The sequence below is a fragment of the Enterococcus sp. LJL90 genome, from assembly GCF_056924355.1.
In genome coordinates, this window is record NZ_JBXPBQ010000002.1 from 132,079 (window position 1) to 152,664 (window position 20,586).

General features: G+C 41.1%; 20 protein-coding genes and 1 pseudogene. 17 read left to right on the forward strand and 4 right to left on the reverse strand.

Annotated elements, in window-relative coordinates; all coding sequences use genetic code 11:
* Window positions 1-26 precede the first annotated feature (26 nt).
* The 13 genes and pseudogenes from AC1Z3S_RS05510 (at window position 27) to AC1Z3S_RS05570 (ending at window position 15,023) form a co-directional block, all read left to right on the forward strand.
* A complete protein-coding gene (locus AC1Z3S_RS05510) occupies window positions 27-1,337 on the forward strand; it encodes an alkaline phosphatase family protein (protein ID WP_461739969.1) in 1,311 nt (436 codons plus the stop codon).
* Window positions 1,321-2,577, forward strand: coding sequence for an MFS transporter (locus AC1Z3S_RS05515; protein WP_461739520.1), 1,257 nt, complete (start codon window positions 1,321-1,323; stop codon window positions 2,575-2,577). Before AC1Z3S_RS05510 ends, AC1Z3S_RS05515 begins: the two co-directional genes overlap by 17 nt.
* 375 nt (window positions 2,578-2,952) lie before the next feature.
* On the forward strand, window positions 2,953-3,822 hold the full coding sequence (aroE, locus tag AC1Z3S_RS05520; RefSeq protein WP_461739521.1) for a shikimate dehydrogenase: 870 nt from the start codon (window positions 2,953-2,955) through the stop codon (window positions 3,820-3,822).
* 57 nt (window positions 3,823-3,879) lie between these two features.
* Window positions 3,880-4,920, forward strand: coding sequence for a 3-deoxy-7-phosphoheptulonate synthase (gene aroF, locus AC1Z3S_RS05525; protein ID WP_461739522.1), 1,041 nt, complete (start codon window positions 3,880-3,882; stop codon window positions 4,918-4,920).
* The gene (gene aroB / locus AC1Z3S_RS05530; RefSeq protein ID WP_461739523.1) at window positions 4,920-5,990 is read left to right on the forward strand and encodes a 3-dehydroquinate synthase; all 1,071 of its coding nucleotides are present in this window, start codon (window positions 4,920-4,922) and stop codon (window positions 5,988-5,990) included. Before aroF ends, aroB begins: the two co-directional genes overlap by 1 nt.
* Before the next feature lie 3 nt (window positions 5,991-5,993).
* Window positions 5,994-7,160 (forward strand): chorismate synthase, encoded by a 1,167-nt coding sequence (gene aroC / locus AC1Z3S_RS05535; protein ID WP_461739524.1) that lies wholly within the window; start codon window positions 5,994-5,996, stop codon window positions 7,158-7,160.
* A 75-nt stretch (window positions 7,161-7,235) separates the two neighbouring features.
* Entirely contained in the window at window positions 7,236-8,336 is a 1,101-nt protein-coding gene (locus AC1Z3S_RS05540) for a prephenate dehydrogenase (RefSeq protein WP_265457533.1), read from the forward strand.
* 26 nt (window positions 8,337-8,362) lie between these two features.
* Window positions 8,363-9,649: a 3-phosphoshikimate 1-carboxyvinyltransferase gene (gene aroA / locus AC1Z3S_RS05545; RefSeq protein WP_461739525.1), complete on the forward strand. Its 1,287-nt coding sequence runs from the start codon at window positions 8,363-8,365 to the stop codon at window positions 9,647-9,649.
* Between the two features lies 1 nt (window position 9,650).
* The gene (locus AC1Z3S_RS05550) at window positions 9,651-10,169 is read left to right on the forward strand and encodes a shikimate kinase (RefSeq protein ID WP_461739526.1); all 519 of its coding nucleotides are present in this window, start codon (window positions 9,651-9,653) and stop codon (window positions 10,167-10,169) included.
* Window positions 10,170-11,021 (forward strand): prephenate dehydratase, encoded by an 852-nt coding sequence (gene pheA, locus AC1Z3S_RS05555; protein WP_461739527.1) that lies wholly within the window; start codon window positions 10,170-10,172, stop codon window positions 11,019-11,021.
* A gap of 180 nt (window positions 11,022-11,201) precedes the next feature.
* Window positions 11,202-12,470: an LCP family protein gene (locus AC1Z3S_RS05560; protein WP_461739528.1), complete on the forward strand. Its 1,269-nt coding sequence runs from the start codon at window positions 11,202-11,204 to the stop codon at window positions 12,468-12,470.
* Window positions 12,471-12,550: 80 nt separating this feature from the next.
* Window positions 12,551-13,399, forward strand: a complete 849-nt coding sequence (locus AC1Z3S_RS05565; RefSeq protein ID WP_461739529.1) for a DegV family protein — start codon at window positions 12,551-12,553, stop codon at window positions 13,397-13,399.
* 189 nt (window positions 13,400-13,588) lie between these two features.
* Window positions 13,589-15,023: pseudogene (locus AC1Z3S_RS05570) on the forward strand (alanine/glycine:cation symporter family protein).
* Window positions 15,024-15,231: 208 nt separating this feature from the next.
* On the opposite strand, the gene AC1Z3S_RS05575 reads toward AC1Z3S_RS05570, so the two are convergent.
* Complete coding sequence (locus AC1Z3S_RS05575) at window positions 15,232-16,098, reverse strand: LysR family transcriptional regulator (protein WP_461739530.1); 867 nt, start codon at window positions 16,096-16,098, stop codon at window positions 15,232-15,234.
* Between the two features lie 115 nt (window positions 16,099-16,213).
* On the opposite strand from AC1Z3S_RS05575, the gene AC1Z3S_RS05580 reads away from it, so the two are divergent.
* The 3 genes from AC1Z3S_RS05580 to AC1Z3S_RS05590 are packed head-to-tail and all read left to right on the forward strand — an operon-like array spanning window position 16,214 to window position 17,746.
* A complete protein-coding gene (locus tag AC1Z3S_RS05580; RefSeq protein WP_461739531.1) occupies window positions 16,214-16,783 on the forward strand; it encodes a DapH/DapD/GlmU-related protein in 570 nt (189 codons plus the stop codon).
* Window positions 16,784-16,800: 17 nt separating this feature from the next.
* A complete protein-coding gene (locus tag AC1Z3S_RS05585) occupies window positions 16,801-17,349 on the forward strand; it encodes a cyclophilin-like fold protein (protein WP_461739532.1) in 549 nt (182 codons plus the stop codon).
* Between the two features lie 16 nt (window positions 17,350-17,365).
* Window positions 17,366-17,746, forward strand: a complete 381-nt coding sequence (locus AC1Z3S_RS05590; protein ID WP_461739533.1) for a MerR family transcriptional regulator — start codon at window positions 17,366-17,368, stop codon at window positions 17,744-17,746.
* 51 nt (window positions 17,747-17,797) lie between these two features.
* Here the strand turns inward: AC1Z3S_RS05590 and AC1Z3S_RS05595 are convergent, their stop codons facing one another.
* Window positions 17,798-18,067, reverse strand: coding sequence for a hypothetical protein (locus AC1Z3S_RS05595; RefSeq protein WP_461739534.1), 270 nt, complete (start codon window positions 18,065-18,067; stop codon window positions 17,798-17,800).
* A gap of 58 nt (window positions 18,068-18,125) precedes the next feature.
* Window positions 18,126-18,656, reverse strand: coding sequence for a LysR family transcriptional regulator (locus tag AC1Z3S_RS05600; RefSeq protein ID WP_461739535.1), 531 nt, complete (start codon window positions 18,654-18,656; stop codon window positions 18,126-18,128).
* Window positions 18,657-18,747: 91 nt separating this feature from the next.
* On the opposite strand from AC1Z3S_RS05600, the gene AC1Z3S_RS05605 reads away from it, so the two are divergent.
* Complete coding sequence (locus AC1Z3S_RS05605; RefSeq protein ID WP_461739536.1) at window positions 18,748-19,944, forward strand: MFS transporter; 1,197 nt, start codon at window positions 18,748-18,750, stop codon at window positions 19,942-19,944.
* 221 nt (window positions 19,945-20,165) lie between these two features.
* Here the strand turns inward: AC1Z3S_RS05605 and AC1Z3S_RS05610 are convergent, their stop codons facing one another.
* Window positions 20,166-20,465, reverse strand: coding sequence for a hypothetical protein (locus AC1Z3S_RS05610; protein WP_461739537.1), 300 nt, complete (start codon window positions 20,463-20,465; stop codon window positions 20,166-20,168).
* Window positions 20,466-20,586 lie beyond the last annotated feature (121 nt).

The following is a 20,586-nucleotide window of genomic DNA, read 5'->3' on the forward strand; positions in this document are numbered from 1 at the left end:
AAGGGCGGTTAAAAAACGTGAAAAAAATGGTGATTATTTCCATCGATGCCATGGGAGCTAGCGATTTAAGCGGGGATTTGGAGCACCTGCCCAATTTAAAAGCTTTTCGCAATCAAGCGACCCATGTAAAAAATATTCGGGGCATTTATCCAACCCTCACTTATCCTTCCCACACCACAGTTGTTACGGGAGAATATCCGAAGACCCATGGTGTGATTAACAATACAAAAATTCAGCCGGGCCGCAAATCTCCCGATTGGTATTGGTATCAAAAGGATGTCCAAGTGCCCACCTTGTATGATTTAGCCAAACAAGCTGGCATGACCACGGCAGCTTTTCTTTGGCCGGTGACAGCCAAGAGCAAAACAATTGATTACAATATTGCCGAAATTTTTCCGAATCGCATCTGGACCAATCAAGTGATTCGTTCCCTGAGCGCCAGCTCGCCGAAATTTCTTTTGGAAATGAATCAAAAATTTGGTCATCTGCGCAATGGTATTCAACAGCCCAACTTAGACGATTTTATCACCGCCTGCGCTGTCGATACGCTGTTAACAAAGCAGCCGGATTTGACGATGATTCATCTGGTGGATTTAGATAGTATGCGTCATCGTTATGGTGTCCTTTCAACAGAGGCCGAGGCAGCTTTGCGACGACAGGATTTGCGGGTTCAGCAAATTATTGATGCGACAAAGACTGCTGGAACTTTTGCCGACACCACCTTTGTCATTTTAGGAGATCATTATCAAATTGATGTCAGTCAGATGATTCGCCTAAATAGTTTGTTTGCTGCTCAAGGCTGGCAAAAAGCAAAAAAAGATGGCACAGTTGCCAAGGGCTGGCAGGTGTATGCTAAAAGCTGTGACGGTTCCTGCTATATCTATGTGGACCGCAAAAGTCTTGTAGAGCCTCGGGAAATCCGTGAACTTCTGAAAACAATTCCCGGCATCTCCCACATTTATACGACAGAGCAGGCTGGTCAAAAAGGCGCTGCGCCAAACGTAACGTTTATGCTAGAAGCCAAACGGGGTTATTATTTTATTGATGAAGCTGTTGGAGAAGTCTTGGAGGAAGTCAATCCAACGACGATTGGCCAACCGGAACGCTATCGGGCGGTTCATGGTTTTTCGCCAGATAAACAAAATTACGCGACAACTTTGATGATTAATGGAGGGGGGATTGCCAAAGGAAAAGTGATTGAAAATGCAGATTTAATTGATGAAGCACCAACTTTTGCCAAAATTTTAGATTTGAACTTTCCGCAAATTGTTGCGGGGCGCACCTTGCTAGAAATTTTTGAAAATAACGAGGAGGTACCAAATGAAGTTTTGGAATAGTTATACCAAAGAAGAAAAGGGTTGGATTTTATATGACTGGGCGAATTCCGCTTATTCGTTGGTGATTGTCACCGCAATATTACCGATTTATTTTAAATTTGTCGCCGGAGAAGCTGGCATTTCCAATGCGACTTCGACGGCTTACTGGGGATATGCCAGCTCCTTTGCTACATTACTCATCAGTTTATCCGCACCTATCTTAGGGACTTTAGGCGATTACAAAGGCAAGAAAAAGAAATTATTTAACTTGTTTGCATTCTCAGGCATTATCATGACCTTTGCCTTAGCCTTTGTGCCGGATAAAAGCTGGATGGCCATGCTAGTGGTCTATGTCATTTCCCATATGGGCTATCAAGGGGCGAATATTTTTTACGATAGTTTTTTAGTGGATGTCACTGAAGACGAGCGGATGGATGATGTCTCTTCTATGGGCTACGGCATGGGCTATGTCGGCAGTGCGTTGCTCTTTGTCTTTGTGATGATTTTGCAAGTGACAGACGGTTTTGGTTTACTTGGTACGGTTTTGACTACTAAAGTTTGTTTTGTCTTAACAGGGATTTGGTGGCTGCTGTTTTCTTGGCCGTTTTTAAAAAATGTTCATCAAAAATTTTCAATTCCCAATATTAAAAATCCGGTCAGGGTCAGCCTGCAACGCTTGGGTCAGACGATTCGGGAAATCGGCAAGTACAAACAAATTGTTTATTTTTTGATTGCCTATTTCTTTTACATTGATGGTGTGGATACTATTTTCACAATGGCGACTTCCTTTGGGATTGATATGGGTGTCGATTCAAATATGTTGATTATTATTTTATTAGCAATTAATTTTATTGCGTTTCCATTCACGATTTTATATGGCAAGATGGCCAAGCGTTTTGGTAACAAGCCGTTGATTCTAGTCGCAATCGGGGTCTACACCTTTATCTGTGTTTATGCACTCTTTATGGATACAGTCTTAGATTTTTGGATTTTGGGTATTCTGGTGGGAACTTCCCAAGGAGGGATTCAAGCCTTGAGCCGATCTTACTTTGCTCAGATGATTCCGAAAGAACATTCCAATGAATTCTTTGGATTTTATAATATTTTCGGCAAGTTTTCGGCAATTTTAGGACCGTTGTTATTTGGTTTGATGACCAATTTGACAGGCAACTCCCAGTACGGAATCGCTAGTTTAATCGTCTTGTTCATTATTGGAGGCTTCCTTTTTGCCTTTACCCACAAGGAAAATGCGCAGGCTTAAATCACTTTCAAAAAGAAAAATTAAAAAATGATGAAAAAATTGTTGACTTCTGATTTTAAAAGAAATATACTGAGTTCAACCTAAAAAACAGTTTGGAGCGATGATGATGCAAATCACAAATTCCCAAAAACTGAATAATTACTACTTTAGCTATTTTAGATGAGTTTGTATTCATGAACGTCATGGGTGCAGACAACCGTTTGTATCTATGATGGCTAGAGAAATTTGTAACGACTTTCAGCCACGTAGATGAGAAATCTATTGTGGCTTTTCTATTATCCTTTTTTGCGGGGGACCCACTGTAGATTTTCAAAAAATTTACAATGGGCACCTCGCTTTTTATTTTTTAGGAAAGACACTTGGAGGGATTTTTATATGACAAAGGAAATTACAGGACACACAAGATTAGTTGGTTTATTTGCGACACCGATTCGCCACAGCGTTTCTCCTATGATTCAAAATGCAGGCTTTCAAGCCTTAGGGATTGATGCAGTCTATCTGGCTTTTGACCTCGGAACTGATCGCATCGAACGGGCCATCGATTCCATCCGTAATTTAGAAATGTTAGGTGCTAATCTTTCCATGCCAAACAAAATTGCGGCAGTTCCATTGATGGATGACTTAAGTGATGCTGCTAAATTAGTTGGAGCCATTAATACCATCGTCAATCAAGATGGCAAACTAACCGGTCATATCACAGACGGCATCGGCTTTATGCGCAGCTTAAAAGATATCGACGTTGACATTATCGGCAAAAAAATGACGATCACCGGAGCCGGTGGAGCAGCTACAGCGATTATTGTTCAAGCAGCCCTTGACGGCGTGAAAGAAATCGCCGTTTATAACATCAAGGATGAATTTTTCGAAAGAATTCAAGCAACCCTGCAAACCATCGCAGAAAGTACCGGTTGTAAAATCGTTTTAAATGATTTAGCAGATGAAGCGGCTCTGGCAAAAGATGTTGCTGAAAGTGTTCTTTTGACAAATGCAACCGGCGTCGGTATGAAACCCAACACGGAGGCTTCGACAATCAAAAACTTTGATATTATCACAAAAGACTTAGCCGTCGTGGATATTATCTATACTCCACGGGAAACAAAATTACTAAGAGAAGCCAAAGCCCGTGGCGCTAAAACTTCTAATGGCTTGGGTATGCTGTTATATCAAGGAGCAGCTGCCTTTGAATTATGGACTGGTCAAGCAATGCCGATTGATGTGGTCAAACCAATTATTGAAAATAACTGATACACGCTAATTTATAAAACGAATTAAAAAAAAGCGAAATTAATGGAGGAACTTAAAATGATCGTAATTATGAAACCAGGAGCTACTAAAGAGCAATTAGAACGAGTGTTAAAAAGAATTCAAGAAGAAGGCTTGGAAGTTCAAGTCAATCAAGGGAAAGAACAAGTCGTCATCGGTTTAATCGGTGACACCCACAATATGCAAGACGTAGCTTTCAACAGTTACGAAGGTGTTGAAAACACAGTCAGAATTTCCAATACTTACAAATTAACTTCACGGGAATTTCATCCGCAAGACACGATTGTTGATGTTAATGGTGTAAAAATTGGTGGCAACGAAAACTTTGTCACAATGGCAGGACCTTGTTCAATTGAAGGCTTAGAACAAATTATGGAAACAGCCCGCATGGCCAAAGCTGGCGGAGCGCAAGTTTTACGGGGTGGTGCTTTTAAACCAAGAACTTCACCTTACGCTTTCCAAGGCTTAGAAGAAGAAGGCTTGAAATACATTCGGGCTGCTGCTGATAAATACGATATGCAAGTCATTACAGAAGTGATGGACGAAGAACACATCGACATGGTCGCTGCCTACAGTGATATTTTACAAATCGGAGCCCGCAACATGCAAAATTTCAAACTCTTATCAAAGGTCGGCAAAACCGGCAAGCCAATCGGTTTAAAACGAGGCATCTCCGGTACGATTGATGAGTGGTTAAATGCCGCAGAATACATTGCTGTGCAAAATAATAACAACGTGATTTTCATTGAACGGGGCATTCGGACTTACGAGCCAGCAACCAGAAATACGTTTGACTTAAGTGCGGTTCCGTTAATTAAAAAATTGAGCCACTTTCCGATTATTGTCGATCCAAGTCACGGCACTGGCATTTGGGATTTAGTAACACCAATGGCTCGGGCGGGAGTTGCTGCCGGCGCTGATGGTATGATTGTTGAGATTCACCCAGATCCTGCTAACGCTTGGTCAGATGGCCCACAATCGTTAAATGAAAAAACTTACCTGCAAATGATGAAGGAAGTTCAAATTATGGAGAAAGCTATGAAAGAAATTGCCGCGTTAGAAGATCCGGTAAATGTCTGATGGATTTACAAATTAATTTGCCGCAACACCAGTATCAAATTGCAATTGAAAATCAAGGCTTAAAACAAGTCGGCAGCTGGGCCAAAACAATTTGGCAAGCACAAAAAATTGCAATCATCACCGATCAAACAGTGGACAGCTTTTATGGGACGACGGTTGAAGAGTCCCTGAAAGCAGCGGGCTTTGCTGTTTGTAAATTAGTTGTTCCAGTAGGTGAACAATCTAAATCTTTAAGCCAAGCAGCCGCCTGCTATGACTTTTTAGCCGATAATCAAATGACCAGAAGCGATGGCATTTTAGCTTTAGGCGGCGGCGTCATTGGGGATTTAGCTGGCTTTGTGGCAGCGACGTATATGCGGGGCATTCATTTTCTGCAAGTGCCGACAACTCTTTTGGCTCAAGTGGATTCAAGTATTGGTGGCAAAACAGGAGTCAATACAAGTCGTGCCAAAAATTTGGTGGGAGCCTTCTGGCAGCCAGATGGTGTCTTGATTGATATTGCTACATTACTGACTCTTGAAACAAGACGAGTCAGAGAAGGCATTGCTGAAATTATTAAGTATGCTGCTATTGCTGATGAAGAACTTTGGCAATTACTGTCTAGTTTCAGCGGTGAAGCAGATTTATTACAAAATGCAACGGAAGTTATCTTAGCATGTTTGAGAATTAAAAAAGCCGTGGTGGAGGAAGATGAGTTTGACAATGGTCAGCGACTGATTTTAAACTTCGGCCATACAATCGGTCACGCTGTTGAAAATACTAGCGGTTATGGTGTTGTTACCCACGGAGAAGGTGTGGCAATCGGCATGGTCAAAATTTCTGAGGTTGCTGAAGCTAAAGGGGAAATGCCAGCAGGAACCACTGAGCAATTGATTCAGCTGATTGAAAAATTTAATTTACCAATTAAGCAGGAGCCTTGGAATCCACAAGCTTTATATGAAGCCTTGACCCACGACAAAAAAACGCGGGGCGGCGCAATTAAAATTATTTTACTGGAAAAGATTGGCAAAGCAAAAATTGTCACGATTCCAATTGAAACGATGCAGGATTATTTAGAAAAGAGGAATTAACAGATGCGCTACATTACAGCAGGAGAATCCCACGGTCCGGAATTAACCGCGATTATCGAAGGCTTACCGGCGGGGATGCCCCTTTTAGCAGAAGATATTAATATTGAATTAGCCAGAAGGCAAGGCGGCTATGGTCGCGGCGGCCGGATGCTGATTGAAAAAGATCAGGTTCGCTTTACTTCTGGAGTGCGGCACGGAAAAACTTTGGGCTCACCGGTGACCATGGTGGTTGAAAATAAAGACTGGAAGAATTGGACTAAGGTGATGGCAATTGAAGAAGTGCCGGAAAAAGATCGCAAGTTGCGTCGTCTAAGTAAGCCCCGGCCCGGTCATGCGGATTTAGTTGGCGGACAAAAATACCATCATGCAGACTTACGCAATGTTTTAGAGCGTTCTTCGGCTAGAGAGACAACCATGCGGGTGGCAATTGGCGCCATTGCCAAAAAATTACTAAAAGAATTAGACATTGAAGTTGCCGGTCATGTGGTTATTTTAGGCGGTATAGAAGCGACGGTTCCCGAAAATTTAACTGTCACAGAAATTCAAACAATTTCTGAAGCTTCTCCGGTTAGAGTATTAGATACTAGCGTGGAAGAAGAAATGAAAACGCTGATTGACCAAACGAAAAAAAATGGCGACACGATTGGCGGCGTCGTTGAGGTGGTTATCGGCGGTGTGCCAGCCGGCTTAGGCAGCTATGTTCAATGGGATAAAAAACTGGATGCAAAAATTGCCCAAGCTGTTACCAGCATCAATGCCTTTAAAGGTGTTTCCTTTGGACTTGGTTTTGAAATGGCCAATCGTCCTGGCTCACAGGTGATGGATGAAATTATCTGGGATGAAAGCAATGGCTACACCCGCAAATGCAATAATCTGGGCGGCTTTGAAGGCGGGATGACCAACGGCGAAGCGATTGTCGTTCGAGGTGTCATGAAGCCGATTCCGACTTTATACAAACCATTGATGAGTGTCGATATTGATTCAAAAGAACCTTATAAAGCGAGCGTTGAACGTTCTGACAGCACGGCGGTGCCAGCGGCTTCGGTTGTCTGTGAAAATGTTGTGGCAACGGTCTTGGCTGCCGAAGTGTTGGAAAAATTCTCCAGCGATTCCTTTGAAGAATTGCAAGCGGCTGTAGCGGATTATCGTGAGTATCTGAAAAACTATTAATTTTTCAAACTCAGGCTGCAAAAAAATAAAATTCATTTGTAGCCGATAGATAATTTACGCAAAGGAGCTTAGAAAATGCCCCAACAAAATGAAAAAATTTTAGTGATTGGTTTAGGATTAATCGGCGGGTCCCTCGCTTTGAATCTCAAACAGCAAAATCCTACCGTTGAAATTTTCGGCTGGGATAAGAATAAAGAATCAGAAAAAATTGCTTTAGCAAAAAAGGTTATTGACCAGATTGCGCCAAGCATTGAAGCCGTGGCTGCAGAGATGGATATTATTTTATTGGCGATTCCTGTCAAATCCTGTCTTGAAAAACTGCAGCTTTTAGCGCAGCTGCCATTAAAAAGCAGTGTGATTGTCACCGATGCCAGCAGTACCAAAGAAGAGGTCGTGAAGTTTGCCAAAGAGTTGCCTTTTACTTTTGTTGGTGGGCATCCAATGGCCGGTTCCCATAAATCGGGAATTCAAGCAGTCAATCCAGATTTATTTGAAAATGCCTATTACATTTTCACTAACGCTGAAGAAAATCCAGCGGCTGTTAAAAAATTGGAAGCTATGTTAAGTCAGACTCGGGCAAAATTTGTGCATTTGGAAGCCCATGAACACGATCAAATCACCGGGATGCTCAGTCACTTGCCGCATATTATTGCGGCGGGCTTGGTCAATCAAAGTGATGTCTTTAGTCAAACCTATCCCAGAGCTAGACAGCTAGCGGCTGGGGGCTTTCGTGACATTACCCGCATCGCTTCATCAGATCCGCAGATGTGGACAGATATTTTAATCAGCAACCGGGAAACTTTGCTGGAGGAAATTAGCGAGTGGCAACGGTTGATGACACATATTACCCATTGGCTGGCGATTGAAGACGAATCGGCGATTTATCATTTTTTTGATTCTGCCAAAGATACCCGAGATAAACTACCTGTTCATGAAAATGGTGCGATTCCTGCTTTTAATGATTTATTTATTGATGTACCAGACGTGCCGGGGGTGATTGCTGAGGTTACCGGTCTGTTAGGTGAGGCGGGCATCTCGATTATTAATTTGAAAATTTTAGAAACCCGTGAAGATATTATTGGAGTCTTACAGGTCTCTTTTAAAACAAAAAAAGATTTAGAAGCTGGCAAGGCTTATATAGAAGCCAAAACCAATTACCATTGTCGGATTAAATAAAGTTTCTAGTTGAAAAGGAGTTCGTTATGAAGTTATTGACAAATGCCGCTGGTTTAGTCGGCGAAATTGAAGTGCCTGCGGATAAATCTATTTCCCATCGCAGTATTATGTTTGGCGCTTTAGCCAAGGGGCAGACGACAATCAAAAATTTTCTGCGGGGGGAGGATTGCCTGACGACCCTCAAAGCCTTTCAAGATTTAGGCGTCAACATTCAAGACGACGGTGAAACGATTACCGTTGAAGGCGTTGGTTCTGCTGGTTTAAAAAAAGCAGCAGACGTTTTAGAAATGGGTAACTCCGGCACGACCACCCGTTTAATCATGGGGATTTTAGCCGGCACAGATTTTACTAGTGTGCTATCAGGAGATGCTTCATTAAACAAACGACCGATGGCCCGTGTCATGGATCCTTTGAATCAAATGGGTGCGGATTTAACTGGCGCAGCTGGTGGTGAACTGCCGCCAATTACGATTGTCGGCCAAAAAAAGTTAAAGCCAATTGACTATCAGGTGCCAGTAGCCAGTGCGCAGGTTAAATCTGCAATTATTTTTGCAGCGCTGCAAGCCCAAGGCACCAGCACCATAATTGAAAAAGTTGCTTCCCGCAATCACACCGAGGAAATGATTCGCCAATTTGGTGGCACAATTGAGGTGACTGGCCGGGAAATAAAGATTACCGGCCCGCAAACATTTACTGCTCAGTCGGTGATTGTTCCAGGAGATATTTCTTCAGCGGCCTTCTTCTTGGCTGCCGGCTTAATTGTACCTAATAGCGAGGTGACGCTAACAAATGTTGGGATTAATCCAACCCGCACTGGTATTTTAGAAGTGATTCAAGCTATGGGGGGCAGCTTAACAGAAAGTGCCGTTGATGAAAAAAATCAAAGCGCTACGTTAACCGTTAAAACTAGCTCACTAAAGGCAACTGAAATCGGCGGTGCTATTATTCCCCGTTTGATCGATGAGCTACCGATTATCGCTTTATTAGCGACGCAAGCGACCGGGCAAACCGTTATTAAAGATGCTGAGGAATTAAAAGTTAAAGAAACCAATCGGATTGATGCTGTCGCTACCGAATTGAAAAAAATGGGCGCTGATATTACCGCAACAGCAGATGGTTTGATTATCAACGGACCGACACCGCTTCACGGAGCTGATGTCACCAGCTATGGCGATCATCGGATTGGCATGATGCTGCAAATTGCGGCCCTTTTAGTAAAGGATGGAACTGTTGAATTAGAACAAGCGGAGGCGGTTGCCGTTTCTTATCCGCAATTTTTTGAAGATGTAACCAGTTTGAATGGAGGACATTAATATGAAGGGAATCGTTTTAATCGGTTTTATGGGAGCCGGCAAAACTACAATTGGCAGAATGCTGTCAGAAGAAATCAATGTGGGACATCTTGATTTTGACGATGTTATTATCGAGGAAATCGGCATGACCATCCAAGAATATTTTGATCAATATGGCGAGGAGGCTTTCCGTAAACGGGAAACGGAAATTTTAAGCCGCTACTTAGATCCACAGCATGTCATTTCAACCGGTGGCGGAATTGTTTTAAAAGAAGAGAATCGCAAATTATTAAAACAAATGCCGACAGTTGTTTACTTGAAAACTGATGCTGATGAATTGGTGAAGCGCTTGAAGGCAGACCACACAAGCATCCGCCCGCTAGTCGTATCAAAAAGTCCCGAAGAAATTAAAGAAGTTTACCTACCACGGATTCCTTTTTATGAAGAAAGTGCCAGCCTGATTGTGGAAACCACTGGCAAATCCCCCGCTGAAATCGTTGCTGAAATTTTAGCCGCAGATGTCAAGCAGGCAGGTGCTTAAATGAAGATTGCTTATCTAGGTCCTGAAGGCTCCTTCACTTCGACGGCAGCCGTCAAAGCTTTTCCAAATGAAGAATTAGTTGCGTACCCGTCAATTCCCGCCTGTATTAAAGCTGTTGAATATCAAGAGGTCGACTTAAGTGTGGTGCCAATTGAAAATACCTTAGAAGGCTCCGTCAACATGACCTTGGATTATTTATTTCATCAGGCTCAGTTGCCGGTGGGGGCAGAAATTGTTTTGCCGATTCATCAGCATTTAATGGTGACTCCCGCCCATGCAAAACAATGGCGGGAAATTACCAAAATATATTCTCACCCGCAGGCTTTGGCCCAATGTCAAAATTTTATTCAGCAAAATTTTGAGGAAGTTATAACTGAGGCAACTCCTTCAACAACTTATGGGGCCAATTATGTCAAAAATCACCCAGAGGACTTCATAGCCGCAATTGCACCAAAGGAAGCCGCAGAAAAATTCGGCTTGACGATTGTCGCTGAAAATATTCAAGACATTGAGGTCAACCGCACTCGCTTTTGGGTGATTGGTCAAGCAGATGTAGCCGTTGAGCTGACTAAAAGCAAAGAAAAAATGAGTTTGGCCTTCACCATGCCCAACAACATGCCCGGCTCCTTGCATAAGGCGCTGTCAGCATTTGGCTGGCGGGAAATCGATTTAAGTAAAATTGAGTCCCGACCGTTAAAAACTAGCTTAGGGGAATATTTTTTCTTGGTCGATATAAATGTCGACAAACCGCTACAGTTAATTCAAAATGCCTTAGAGGAAATTGAACTCTTGGGTGGAGAGATTAAAGTTTTTGGTAAATACGATGTGCATTTAATTCCCGCAGTCGATTAAAAGGAAACCGGACAGACTTGTAAAAAAGCTGTGTCTGGTTTTTTCTTGTCTAAAAATGAAGTGATGCAATTTTATTTGATGGAGCGGACAACTGTTTTTTGAGAAAAAGTAAATTCTAGTGAAAAAAGATGCTTTTTCCTGAAAAGTGAGGTAACCTATCAAAAGTAAGGTGGGGATGTTATGAGCCGAATGGATCGTTATAAAAAAGTCCATGACGAATCAGATAAATATGAGAAAAAAGGGAAGGGGTTTGCGGTCCGTAAAGAACGGCAGCAACCGGAGCGACCAGATGATGGCGAGCACATTTATTATCGCAGTTCAGAAAATGACGATGATCAATTGCAAGAGCCGATGAAGGACAATCACTATCAAAATCCCGAGTATTATCAATTTGATCAACAATATCAGCAGCAAAATCAGCAATCAAAGCGGGAGCAAGCACAATTTAAGCAGCCTTCTAATGAAGAAGAACAAGTCAAATACGGCTTTTTTTCAACCAAAAAGAAAAAGGCTAAGGCTAGTAATAACGGTGGCGGCTCTGGTCAAAAGCCTAAGAAAAAACGCAAATCCTGGAAAAAACGGATTGGTATTATTTTAATTATTTTTTTATTGCTGGAAATCGGCAGTTTTTTCTTGGGAAAATTTCAAGCGGAGGCGGATTCCTCGATTCCGCAACAGGAGCTTCAGACTTTTAACGGAACAGCAGATAGCAGCGGCGCTAAAAATATTTTGCTTTTAGGGAGTGACTCACGGGAAGGTGAAACTTCCCGAGCCGATACAATCATGGTGGTGAACTTAGATAATCCATCGAATCAGCCGAAATTAATTTCTTTTATGCGGGATACTTATGTGAATATTCCTGGCTATGGTTATAATAAATTAAATGCCGCCTATGCATATGGCGGTGCTGATTTAGTTCGCCAAACGTTAGCAGAAAATTTTGGCGTGGAAACTGAATACTATGCAATTGTTGACTTTCAATCCTTTGAAAAAGTGATTGATGCGCTCTTTCCAAGCGGTATAGAAATTGATGCCGAAACTAGTTTAGAATTGGATGGTGTGACAATTGAAGCCGGTCAGCAGCGAATGGACGGCAATACGTTGTTACAATATGCCCGTTTCCGTCATGACGCTGAAAGTGATTTTGGCCGTGTCAGACGTCAACAACAGGTGATGTCCGCAATTTTCAGCCAAGTCAAAAATCCTTTGGCGATTTTACGGATGCCTTATGCAGCTGGAAAAGTCATGGGCTATACCTCGACAAACTTAGCTTTTACTTATTTGTTAACGCATATCTTTACTTTAGCCAATAGTGCAAGCGGAATTGGCACATTGTCGGTTCCTGTGGATGGCTCTTGGTCAAACGGATATTATGATGATGCCGGCAGTGTTTTAGAAATCGATGAGGCTACCAATTACTCGGCTGTCCAAACTTTTTTAAATGAATAAATTTTAACAAAAGTTTTTAAAGTGAACCATTTTATGCTATATTATTTTTAATGCAAAAAAAAGTGAATAGAGGGAAATAAATGAAATTAGCGGTGGTGACGGACAGTACTGCGGTATTACCTGAACATATTAAAGATAAAGAAAACTTATTTATTGTACCGATTCCGGTTATTTTAGACGGAAAAAGTTATAATGAAGGCGTCGATATTGAGGCTGACGAATATTATGCTCTACTCAAAAGCAGTAAGAAATTTCCGAAAACTTCCCAGCCTTCTTTAGGCGAAGTGCTTTCCCTTTACGAAGAAATCGGTAAAAAAGGCTATGATACTATCATCAGTATCCATCTTTCCGGTGGAATTTCTGGCTTTGTTCATAATCTTGAAGGGATTAAAGATGCCATTGATGGGGTTAAAATTATTCCTTATGACTCGAAAATCACCAGTATGCCAATGGGCCATATGGTGGAATCTGTTATTGAATTAAATGAAGCCGAAAAAAATCTAGAAGAGATTTTAGAGCATTTAGATATTATTCGAGATAATACTTATGCATATTTGATTGTCGATGATTTAAACAACTTAGTCCGGGGCGGCCGCCTAACCAATGGCGCTGCGATTATCGGCGGTTTGTTGAAAATTAAACCGATTTTAACTTTTGTTGACGGAAAGATTGTCTTGTTTGAAAAAATCCGTTCAACCAAAAAAGCCTTCAATCGTGCCGAAGAGATTATTGGTCAACGGATTGTTGAAATTAAACATCCGACTAAACTGTATGTGATTCATGCCAATAATTTATTAGTAGCAGAAGAAGAAAAAGAAAAACTGCAGGTAAAATACCCCGATGCTGAAATAATTATCGGCCACTTTGGTCCGGTAATCGGCAGTCATCTAGGAGAAAAAGCGATTGGAATCGCTGTGTCTGCTCAATAATTAATCCGCTCTTATACTTTCATCAGCAGAAGCTGAAGGAGTATAAGAGTTTTTTATTTTGTAGAAATGTTAGAGCTTCAGCTAGATAAAATAATCTTAAAATTATTTTTGCTAATTGTTTTGTAAATATTTTCTCATTTATTTGTAATTTGTGGTACAATTTAAAAAAAGCTGGAGGATGACAAAAAAATGGGTGATTTCCTAACAAGTATCAACGATTTAGTCTGGGGCCTGCCACTAATTATTTTAGTAATGGGAATTGGCGTCTTACTAACATTTGGTTTAAGGGGGCTGCAATTTCGTAAGCTGCCTTTAGCATTAAAGTATATGGTATCAAATGAAGAGGGGGGGACAAGGCGATGTCAGCAGTTTCGCTGCGTTGTGTACGGCACTCTCTGCGACAATTGGAACTGGAAATATTGTCGGTGTTGCCACAGCCATTGTTGCCGGTGGTCCCGGTGCACTTTTTTGGATGGAGGTGGCCGCCATTTTAGGAATGGCCACCAAATATGCAGAAGGTCTGCTAGCGGTAAAATATCGCACCTTTGATGACCAAGGAAAAGTCTTAGGCGGTCCCTTTTATTATATCGAGCGGGGCATGGGCAGCAAGTGGCGCTGGTTGGCGAAATTTTTTGCCTTTTTCGGCTTATTAGCCGGACTCATGGGGATTGGCACCTTCACTCAAATCAATGGCATTACGAGTGCAGCCCAAAGTTTCTTTGATCCTCATTTTTTAAATACCGTCACTTTATTTGGTAGAGAATATTCAATTGCGATTATTATTGTCGGCTTAATGGTAACCTTTGGTGCGGCCGCCGTTTTATTAGGCGGCGTGAAGCGCATCAGTAAGGTTGCCGAGTTGATTGTTCCGGCGATGATTGTCGTTTATGTCGGCCTTTGTATAGTTACAATTGGCTATAACATTCAAAATTTGCCTGCAGCGATTAGTGAAATTTTTCAAGGGGCCTTTGGTTTACGAGCGATTTCTGGTGGCGCATTAGGCGCGATGATTGTTGCGATGCAAAAGGGTGTCGCCCGTGGAATTTTTTCCAATGAATCGGGACTCGGCAGTGCGCCGATTGCGGCAGCGGCGGCCCGGACGAAAGAACCAGTGCGGCAAGGCCTCGTCTCAATGACGGCCACCTTTATTGATACGATTGTTGTTTGTACGATGACTGGCTTGACAATTATTATGACTGGCGCTTGGGATCTAGGTTTAGATGGTGCGGCTGTAACAATTTATGCCTTTTCAGAGGCGTCACCGTTTTCTTATACGGTCGCCAGCTTTTTATTAATGCTGTGTCTGACTTTCTTTGCCTTCACAACAATTTTAGGCTGGAATTATTATTCAGAACGGTGTTTAAGTTATCTGACTAACGGCAGTACCAAGGGCACTAAAATTTTTCGAGCAATTTATATTTTAGCCGTTTTCATTGGCCCTTATATGACGGTATCAGCGGTTTGGACGTTGGCAGATATTTTCAACGGCTTGATGGCCTTCCCTAATTTGATTGCATTAGCAGCCTTAAGTCCGGTGGTCTTCAAGGAAACTAAAAAATATTTTGCTAAATTAAAAGCCGGTGACAGTCTGAGCGCTGAAAGTTTAGAAGCTGTCGATGATTAAATGATGACTAAATAGCATAAAAAAATTGACCTCAGGAGCTACTAGAATTTTCTTTTGAATCCCGCAAGTCTTAATCCCGCTGTAAAATTGGCATTAAGAGTGAAGGATACAAAATGAAATCTAGTTTTTCTGAGGTTTTTTGTGGTGCTTTTCGAAAATCATTTTGACAAAACAAGAGGGCATTCCGCTGATTTGATAATTTTTTTTATTAGCCTTCTTTGAGAATCGTCAAGAAGGCCTTCGCAGCATTGGAGAAAACCTGATTTTTTTTCCAGATTAAACTAACTGAAACAGTCAAGGGTGGCTCACAGGGTAAAAAGCTTAAATTTGTCCCCGTTGTGTTGATAATGCCGTCTAAGCAAAGAGCAGCGGCCAATCCGTCTTTAACTAATAAAGAAGCATTGTACAAAAGATTGTAAGTACCCAAAATCTGATAGTGGGCTAAGTTCCCCCCAAGCCAACTGGCTAGTTGGTTGTCGACAAAACTTTGATTAGAAATTAGTAAAGGCACAGCCTGCAAGTCTGCTGGTGTAATGTGTTTTTGGTTTGCCAAAGGATGATGGTTATTAATTAGCACGCCCCATTGATCCTGATGGGGCAGACTAAGATATTCATATTTTTGCTTTTCCACCGGATCGACGACTATTCCAAAATCCAACAATCCTCGATCGATTTTTTCTAATAAATCATCGGCATTGCCACTGAAAAGATTAATTTTAATTGCAGGATTCTCTGAGAGTAAAACCTGTAAATAGTTTCCGATGATTTTCATTCCTTCCGTTTCCCCGGCTCCAATAGTAATTTCTCCACCGACGGCCTGTTTTCTTTCTAAATTTTCCGTAGTGGTGGCCACTAAGCTGAGAATTTCCCGACCACGATTGACGAGATAATAGCCATCTTCGGTCAAAGAAATTTCCCGATTGCCACGAATAAATAATTGCACACCTAATTCATTTTCCAGTTCTTTTAATTGTTTAGACAGGGTGGGCTGAGAAAGGTGCAGCACCTCAGCAGCTTTGCTGATGGTTTTTTCTTGGGCCACTGTTAAAAAATAGTTTAAAACACGTAATTCCATTTTGCGTGCCTCCTATAGCTTAAAGACATATCTAAGTATTCAATATAAATATTAGTCAAGGCTATTATAACAAGTTATGCTAGATACAACAAAGTTATCGAAGGAGCAACTACTTATGACATCAGCTAATATATTAGAAAAACTTCAGGGTAAAGAAATTTTAGCAGGCTCAGAAATTTTTAAAGACATTCATGTGCTAAAAGCACAGAATGAACGACGCATAGCTGACTTGAATACTGGCTTTCACAGCAAAGCCGAAATTCATAAGGCTTTGGAAACAATTACCGGCAAACCAATTGAAGAATCGGTGGAAGTCCAACTGCCATTTTACTCAGATTTTGGCAGACACATCCAATTTGGGAAAAATATTTTTATTAATCTAAATGTGACCTTTGTTGATTTAGGCGGCATTACAGTAGAAGATCAGGTTTTGATTGGCCCCGGGGCCCGCTTGATTACGGTTAATCATTTGACTGACCCTAAAAAGCGCCGAGGTGTCAAAGTTGCGCCGATTCTACTTAAAAAAAATGTTTGGATTGGGGCAAATGCCACCGTTTTACCGGGAATAACGATTGGCGAAAATTCAATTGTAGCCGCCGATGCAACGGTCACCAAAGATGTTCCGGACAATGTTATCGTGGCGGGGAGTCCCGCAAAGATTGTCAAAACAATCCTTGAAGATTAAATGAAGGCGGTTTGGAGATGAGAAAAGTTCTATTCTATAGTTTATCTGCATTATTCGGGCTGAGTTTAACTGCCTGTCAGTCCTTTGAAGAAAGCACAGAAAACACTGAAACTGTTTCGACCGTATCGTCATCTCAGACAGCGGCTAGTTCATCAGCAAATTCAGTGACAGGTGATACTTCAATCCCACAAGAAACTGAGTCTACTTCTGTAACGAGTCCAAGTTCACTCCAACAACTGACAATTCAAAATCAAACCTACAATGTAGAATTTTTCGACAATGCCACCGTGACAGCTATTAAAGAATTGCTGCCGCTAGAAATAACGATGCAGGATTTACATAGCAATGAAAAATATTATTATTTTGAAACGAATTTGCCGACGATTCCCCAACATGTTTCTCAAATTAATGCCGGTGATATTATGCTTTATGGCGAAGATTGTCTGGTCATTTTCTACGAAAGTTTTCAAACATCATATGCTTATACACCAGTTGGTCGAGTGGAGGATTCTGCATTTTCAACGCAACTTAGCGAACTCGGTCAAGTGACAGTAGCGTTCACCTGATGAAAGGAGGAGTCAAATGAATATTTCCCAAGCTGCAAAAGAAACTGAATTATCCGCTGTTACTTTAAGGTATTATGAAAAAGTTGGCTTGATTCCGCCAATTGAAAGAAAAAATGGCAGCGTTAGAAATTATTCGCTACCAGATATTGAATGGATTAAGTTTATCAAATGCATGCGCTCTGCTGGCCTATCCATCGAAGCGCTAATCCAGTACACCACTCTATTTCTTGAAGGGTCAGACACGGAAAGGCAGCGGCAACAAATTTTACAAGCTGAACGAGAAGGTCTTCAGCAAAAATATCAAGAGTTGGGGAGCACCCTTCAACGTTTGGATCGAAAAATTGAGTTTTATGAATTGCGACAAAACGAAAAACTGTTAATCAATGGAAAACCTTAGTTTAAAATTCTGTGAAAATTTTTTGATTTGGTTTACTCTCTCTGCTGAATACTATTGAAGAATCTCAATGATTCCTTCCGCTAAATCGGCGGTTACCTGGGAGTGGTTATAAGCGATATTGACAGAATAGTGCCAAGATTGCGCCAGCTTTGTTGGGACTTCGATTAATTCCTGTTGTTGAAGTTCTTTTTCGACAAAAAGTCGTGGTAAAAAGACTGCAGCACCACTAACTTGCAAAAGCTCTTTCACAACAGCTAACGGAGCAATCCTGCGCATTTGGTTTTGAGCAACAGGCGCCTGTAGTAATTTTTCAATAAGCATAGAAAAATCTGTTCCCCAAGGGTATAGCAGCAATAAATGATTATTAAAGTCAGTGAAATCAGCAAGCGCAGTTATGGGCGGCTGATTTTCTTTTTTTTACCAGGATAATTGGACTATCGACAACCGTTCTTTGCTTTAGCTGATGATTGTCAAAGGGATTTTCTTTTAATCCGATATCAATTGCACCAGCTAGTAAAAGCTTTTCGATTTCAGCTGAGTGAAAATGATGAAACTCATAAGCAATTTTTTCTTGATTGAAAAAAGCGATTAATTTTGGGAAAATAATTTCGGCAACGGCAGTGGGAGCAGCAACTTTTAAGACTTTTTCCCGAGCAATATTGCGGGCTAAATCAAGACTACGCCTCATTTGCTCCAATGAGATAGCCGCTTGGTCTAGCAAAACTTTTCCAGCAGCAGTCGGCGTTACGCCATTATTTTTTCTTTTAAAAAGGACAAAACCGACTTCTGCCTCGATATTTTTCACTCGTTTTGAAACTGTTGGCTGGGTTAAATGTAAAGCCTCAGCTGCCTGACTCAAATTTTTAGTGCGGGCAATCATCGTCAAAATTTCTAGGTCTGTAAAATCCATCGTTTTTCCTCCTTGGCATACCATAATGAAAATACTCCATAATAATAAACCTACTATTGCCTTTATAATAGCAAAAAAAGGAGGATTATCTATGGGGAATTTTAAAAATATTGCCTTCACTTCGCTTTCCACTACTTATATTGGTATCTTTATCACGAATATCAGTGCATTTATGCTGAGCGCTTTTTGGACTCTTTATCTCAGTCAAAATATCGGACTAAGCGCCAGTCAAATTGGCTTAGTTTTGACAGTCTCTTTAATTAGTCAACGGGGTTTTACTTTTTTTGGGGGACTGCTTGGCGACCGAATTGGCACGAAAACAATCTTGGTTAGCGGGTTACTTTTACGGGCCATCGGCTATTTTTCGTATTTGAAGGCAACGAATCTGCCTTTAATTTTATTTAGCTCAATTCTTGTTGGACTTGGCGGCGCCCTCAAAGATCCGACCTTAAATGCTGCTGTTGTTCTCTTTGCAAACAAAAACCGTCTGATGGCCTTTACCGGCAAGGCGATGGTGGGAAATTTGGCACAATTTTTAGGGCCACTCTTATCAGCTTTCTTTAAAAGAAATTATCAATGGATTTTTTTGATAACAACCATTACTCATCTGCTGTTTGCTTTTTTACTTAGCCAGCAAACATTTCCGCAAAAAAATCGCCCGATTGCTACGAGAAAAAGAAAACTGGATTTAGCAACTGTTTTTCGAGATCGACAATTAATTGCGCTAACAAGTATAACCAGCGGCTTTTGGTTTTTGTATAGTCAATTTTCCTTGACGATTCCGCTTTATATCAATAACTTTTTTAGTAACGATAATTTAATCAGTATGGTTTACAGTTTGGATGGTGCCTTAGCTTTGATTTTACAAATGATCCTATTGGGATGGTTGCAAAAATTTTTAAGCTTGCAAAGGATTTTTATTGTCGCAAGTTTTATTTTAGCAACTGCTTTTTTCTGGTTGACTTTGGGAGAAAAGCTACTGCTGCTGGTACTTTTTACCTTTTGCTTTTCTTTAGGTGTCATGTGTATCATTCCCATCATTGATGATCTGACGGCAACGATTGCCCCTAGCCAGCGCTTGGCCACATATTTAGGTTTTGTTTCCTTTGGCTGGGGGATTGGTGGAACTTTAGGAAATTTACTAGGTGGAAGGCTCTTTGAACTATTTTTGCAAAGAGGACAAATCAAGCTTTTATGGTTGGTTTTTCTCGTAATTGGTTTGGGTTTAGTGCTGGCGGTTACCAAATGGACCAAACTTGCCACAAAGGAGTACAATCTAGCTGATTGAAGGCAATTGTATGTGTAGAAGGAAATTTTTAGTAAGGGGATAGCTTTAAAAGATTGACAGAAGTATTGGCGCAGTTGTTTTGCACAAACAAGTTTATTCTTTAAAAAATTTTTAAGCACAATAAAAAAAGCCCCACTATTTATGAAGTGACCTGTAGAGAGAGTCTTGAATTAGACTTTTGCAGGTCGTTTTTCTAACAGGGCTTTTAAATATGCTGAGAATTATTCACGACTGGAGCGCCACAGAAATAACAAACCGCCTAAGCTTAAAGTAACAGCTAGAAACGTCAAGTTATTAACGATTTTGTCGGGTAAAATCAAACTAACGAGATAGACAAGAATAAAAAAGACGATAGTATGCAAGAGGGCGATGCCAATTTTCTTAAATCCGCTATTGGCACTTTCTTTTCGCTGTTTGCCTGAAGGGATGGCATTGCTGTAGGAAACTGGGTTACGATCAACGCTGTCTAGTTGTGGCTCATAATTGTCATAGGAGGCTTTGAGATTTTTATTGGCAGTCATGATCATCACTCCTTATTATCTTCTCCTTTAATTATATAGGAGAAAACAGTTTGTGTAAATGTTATCAAAGATTGCTGCAAGGGGAATATTTGGCGATTAAACAAAACGAAAGAAGCTAATC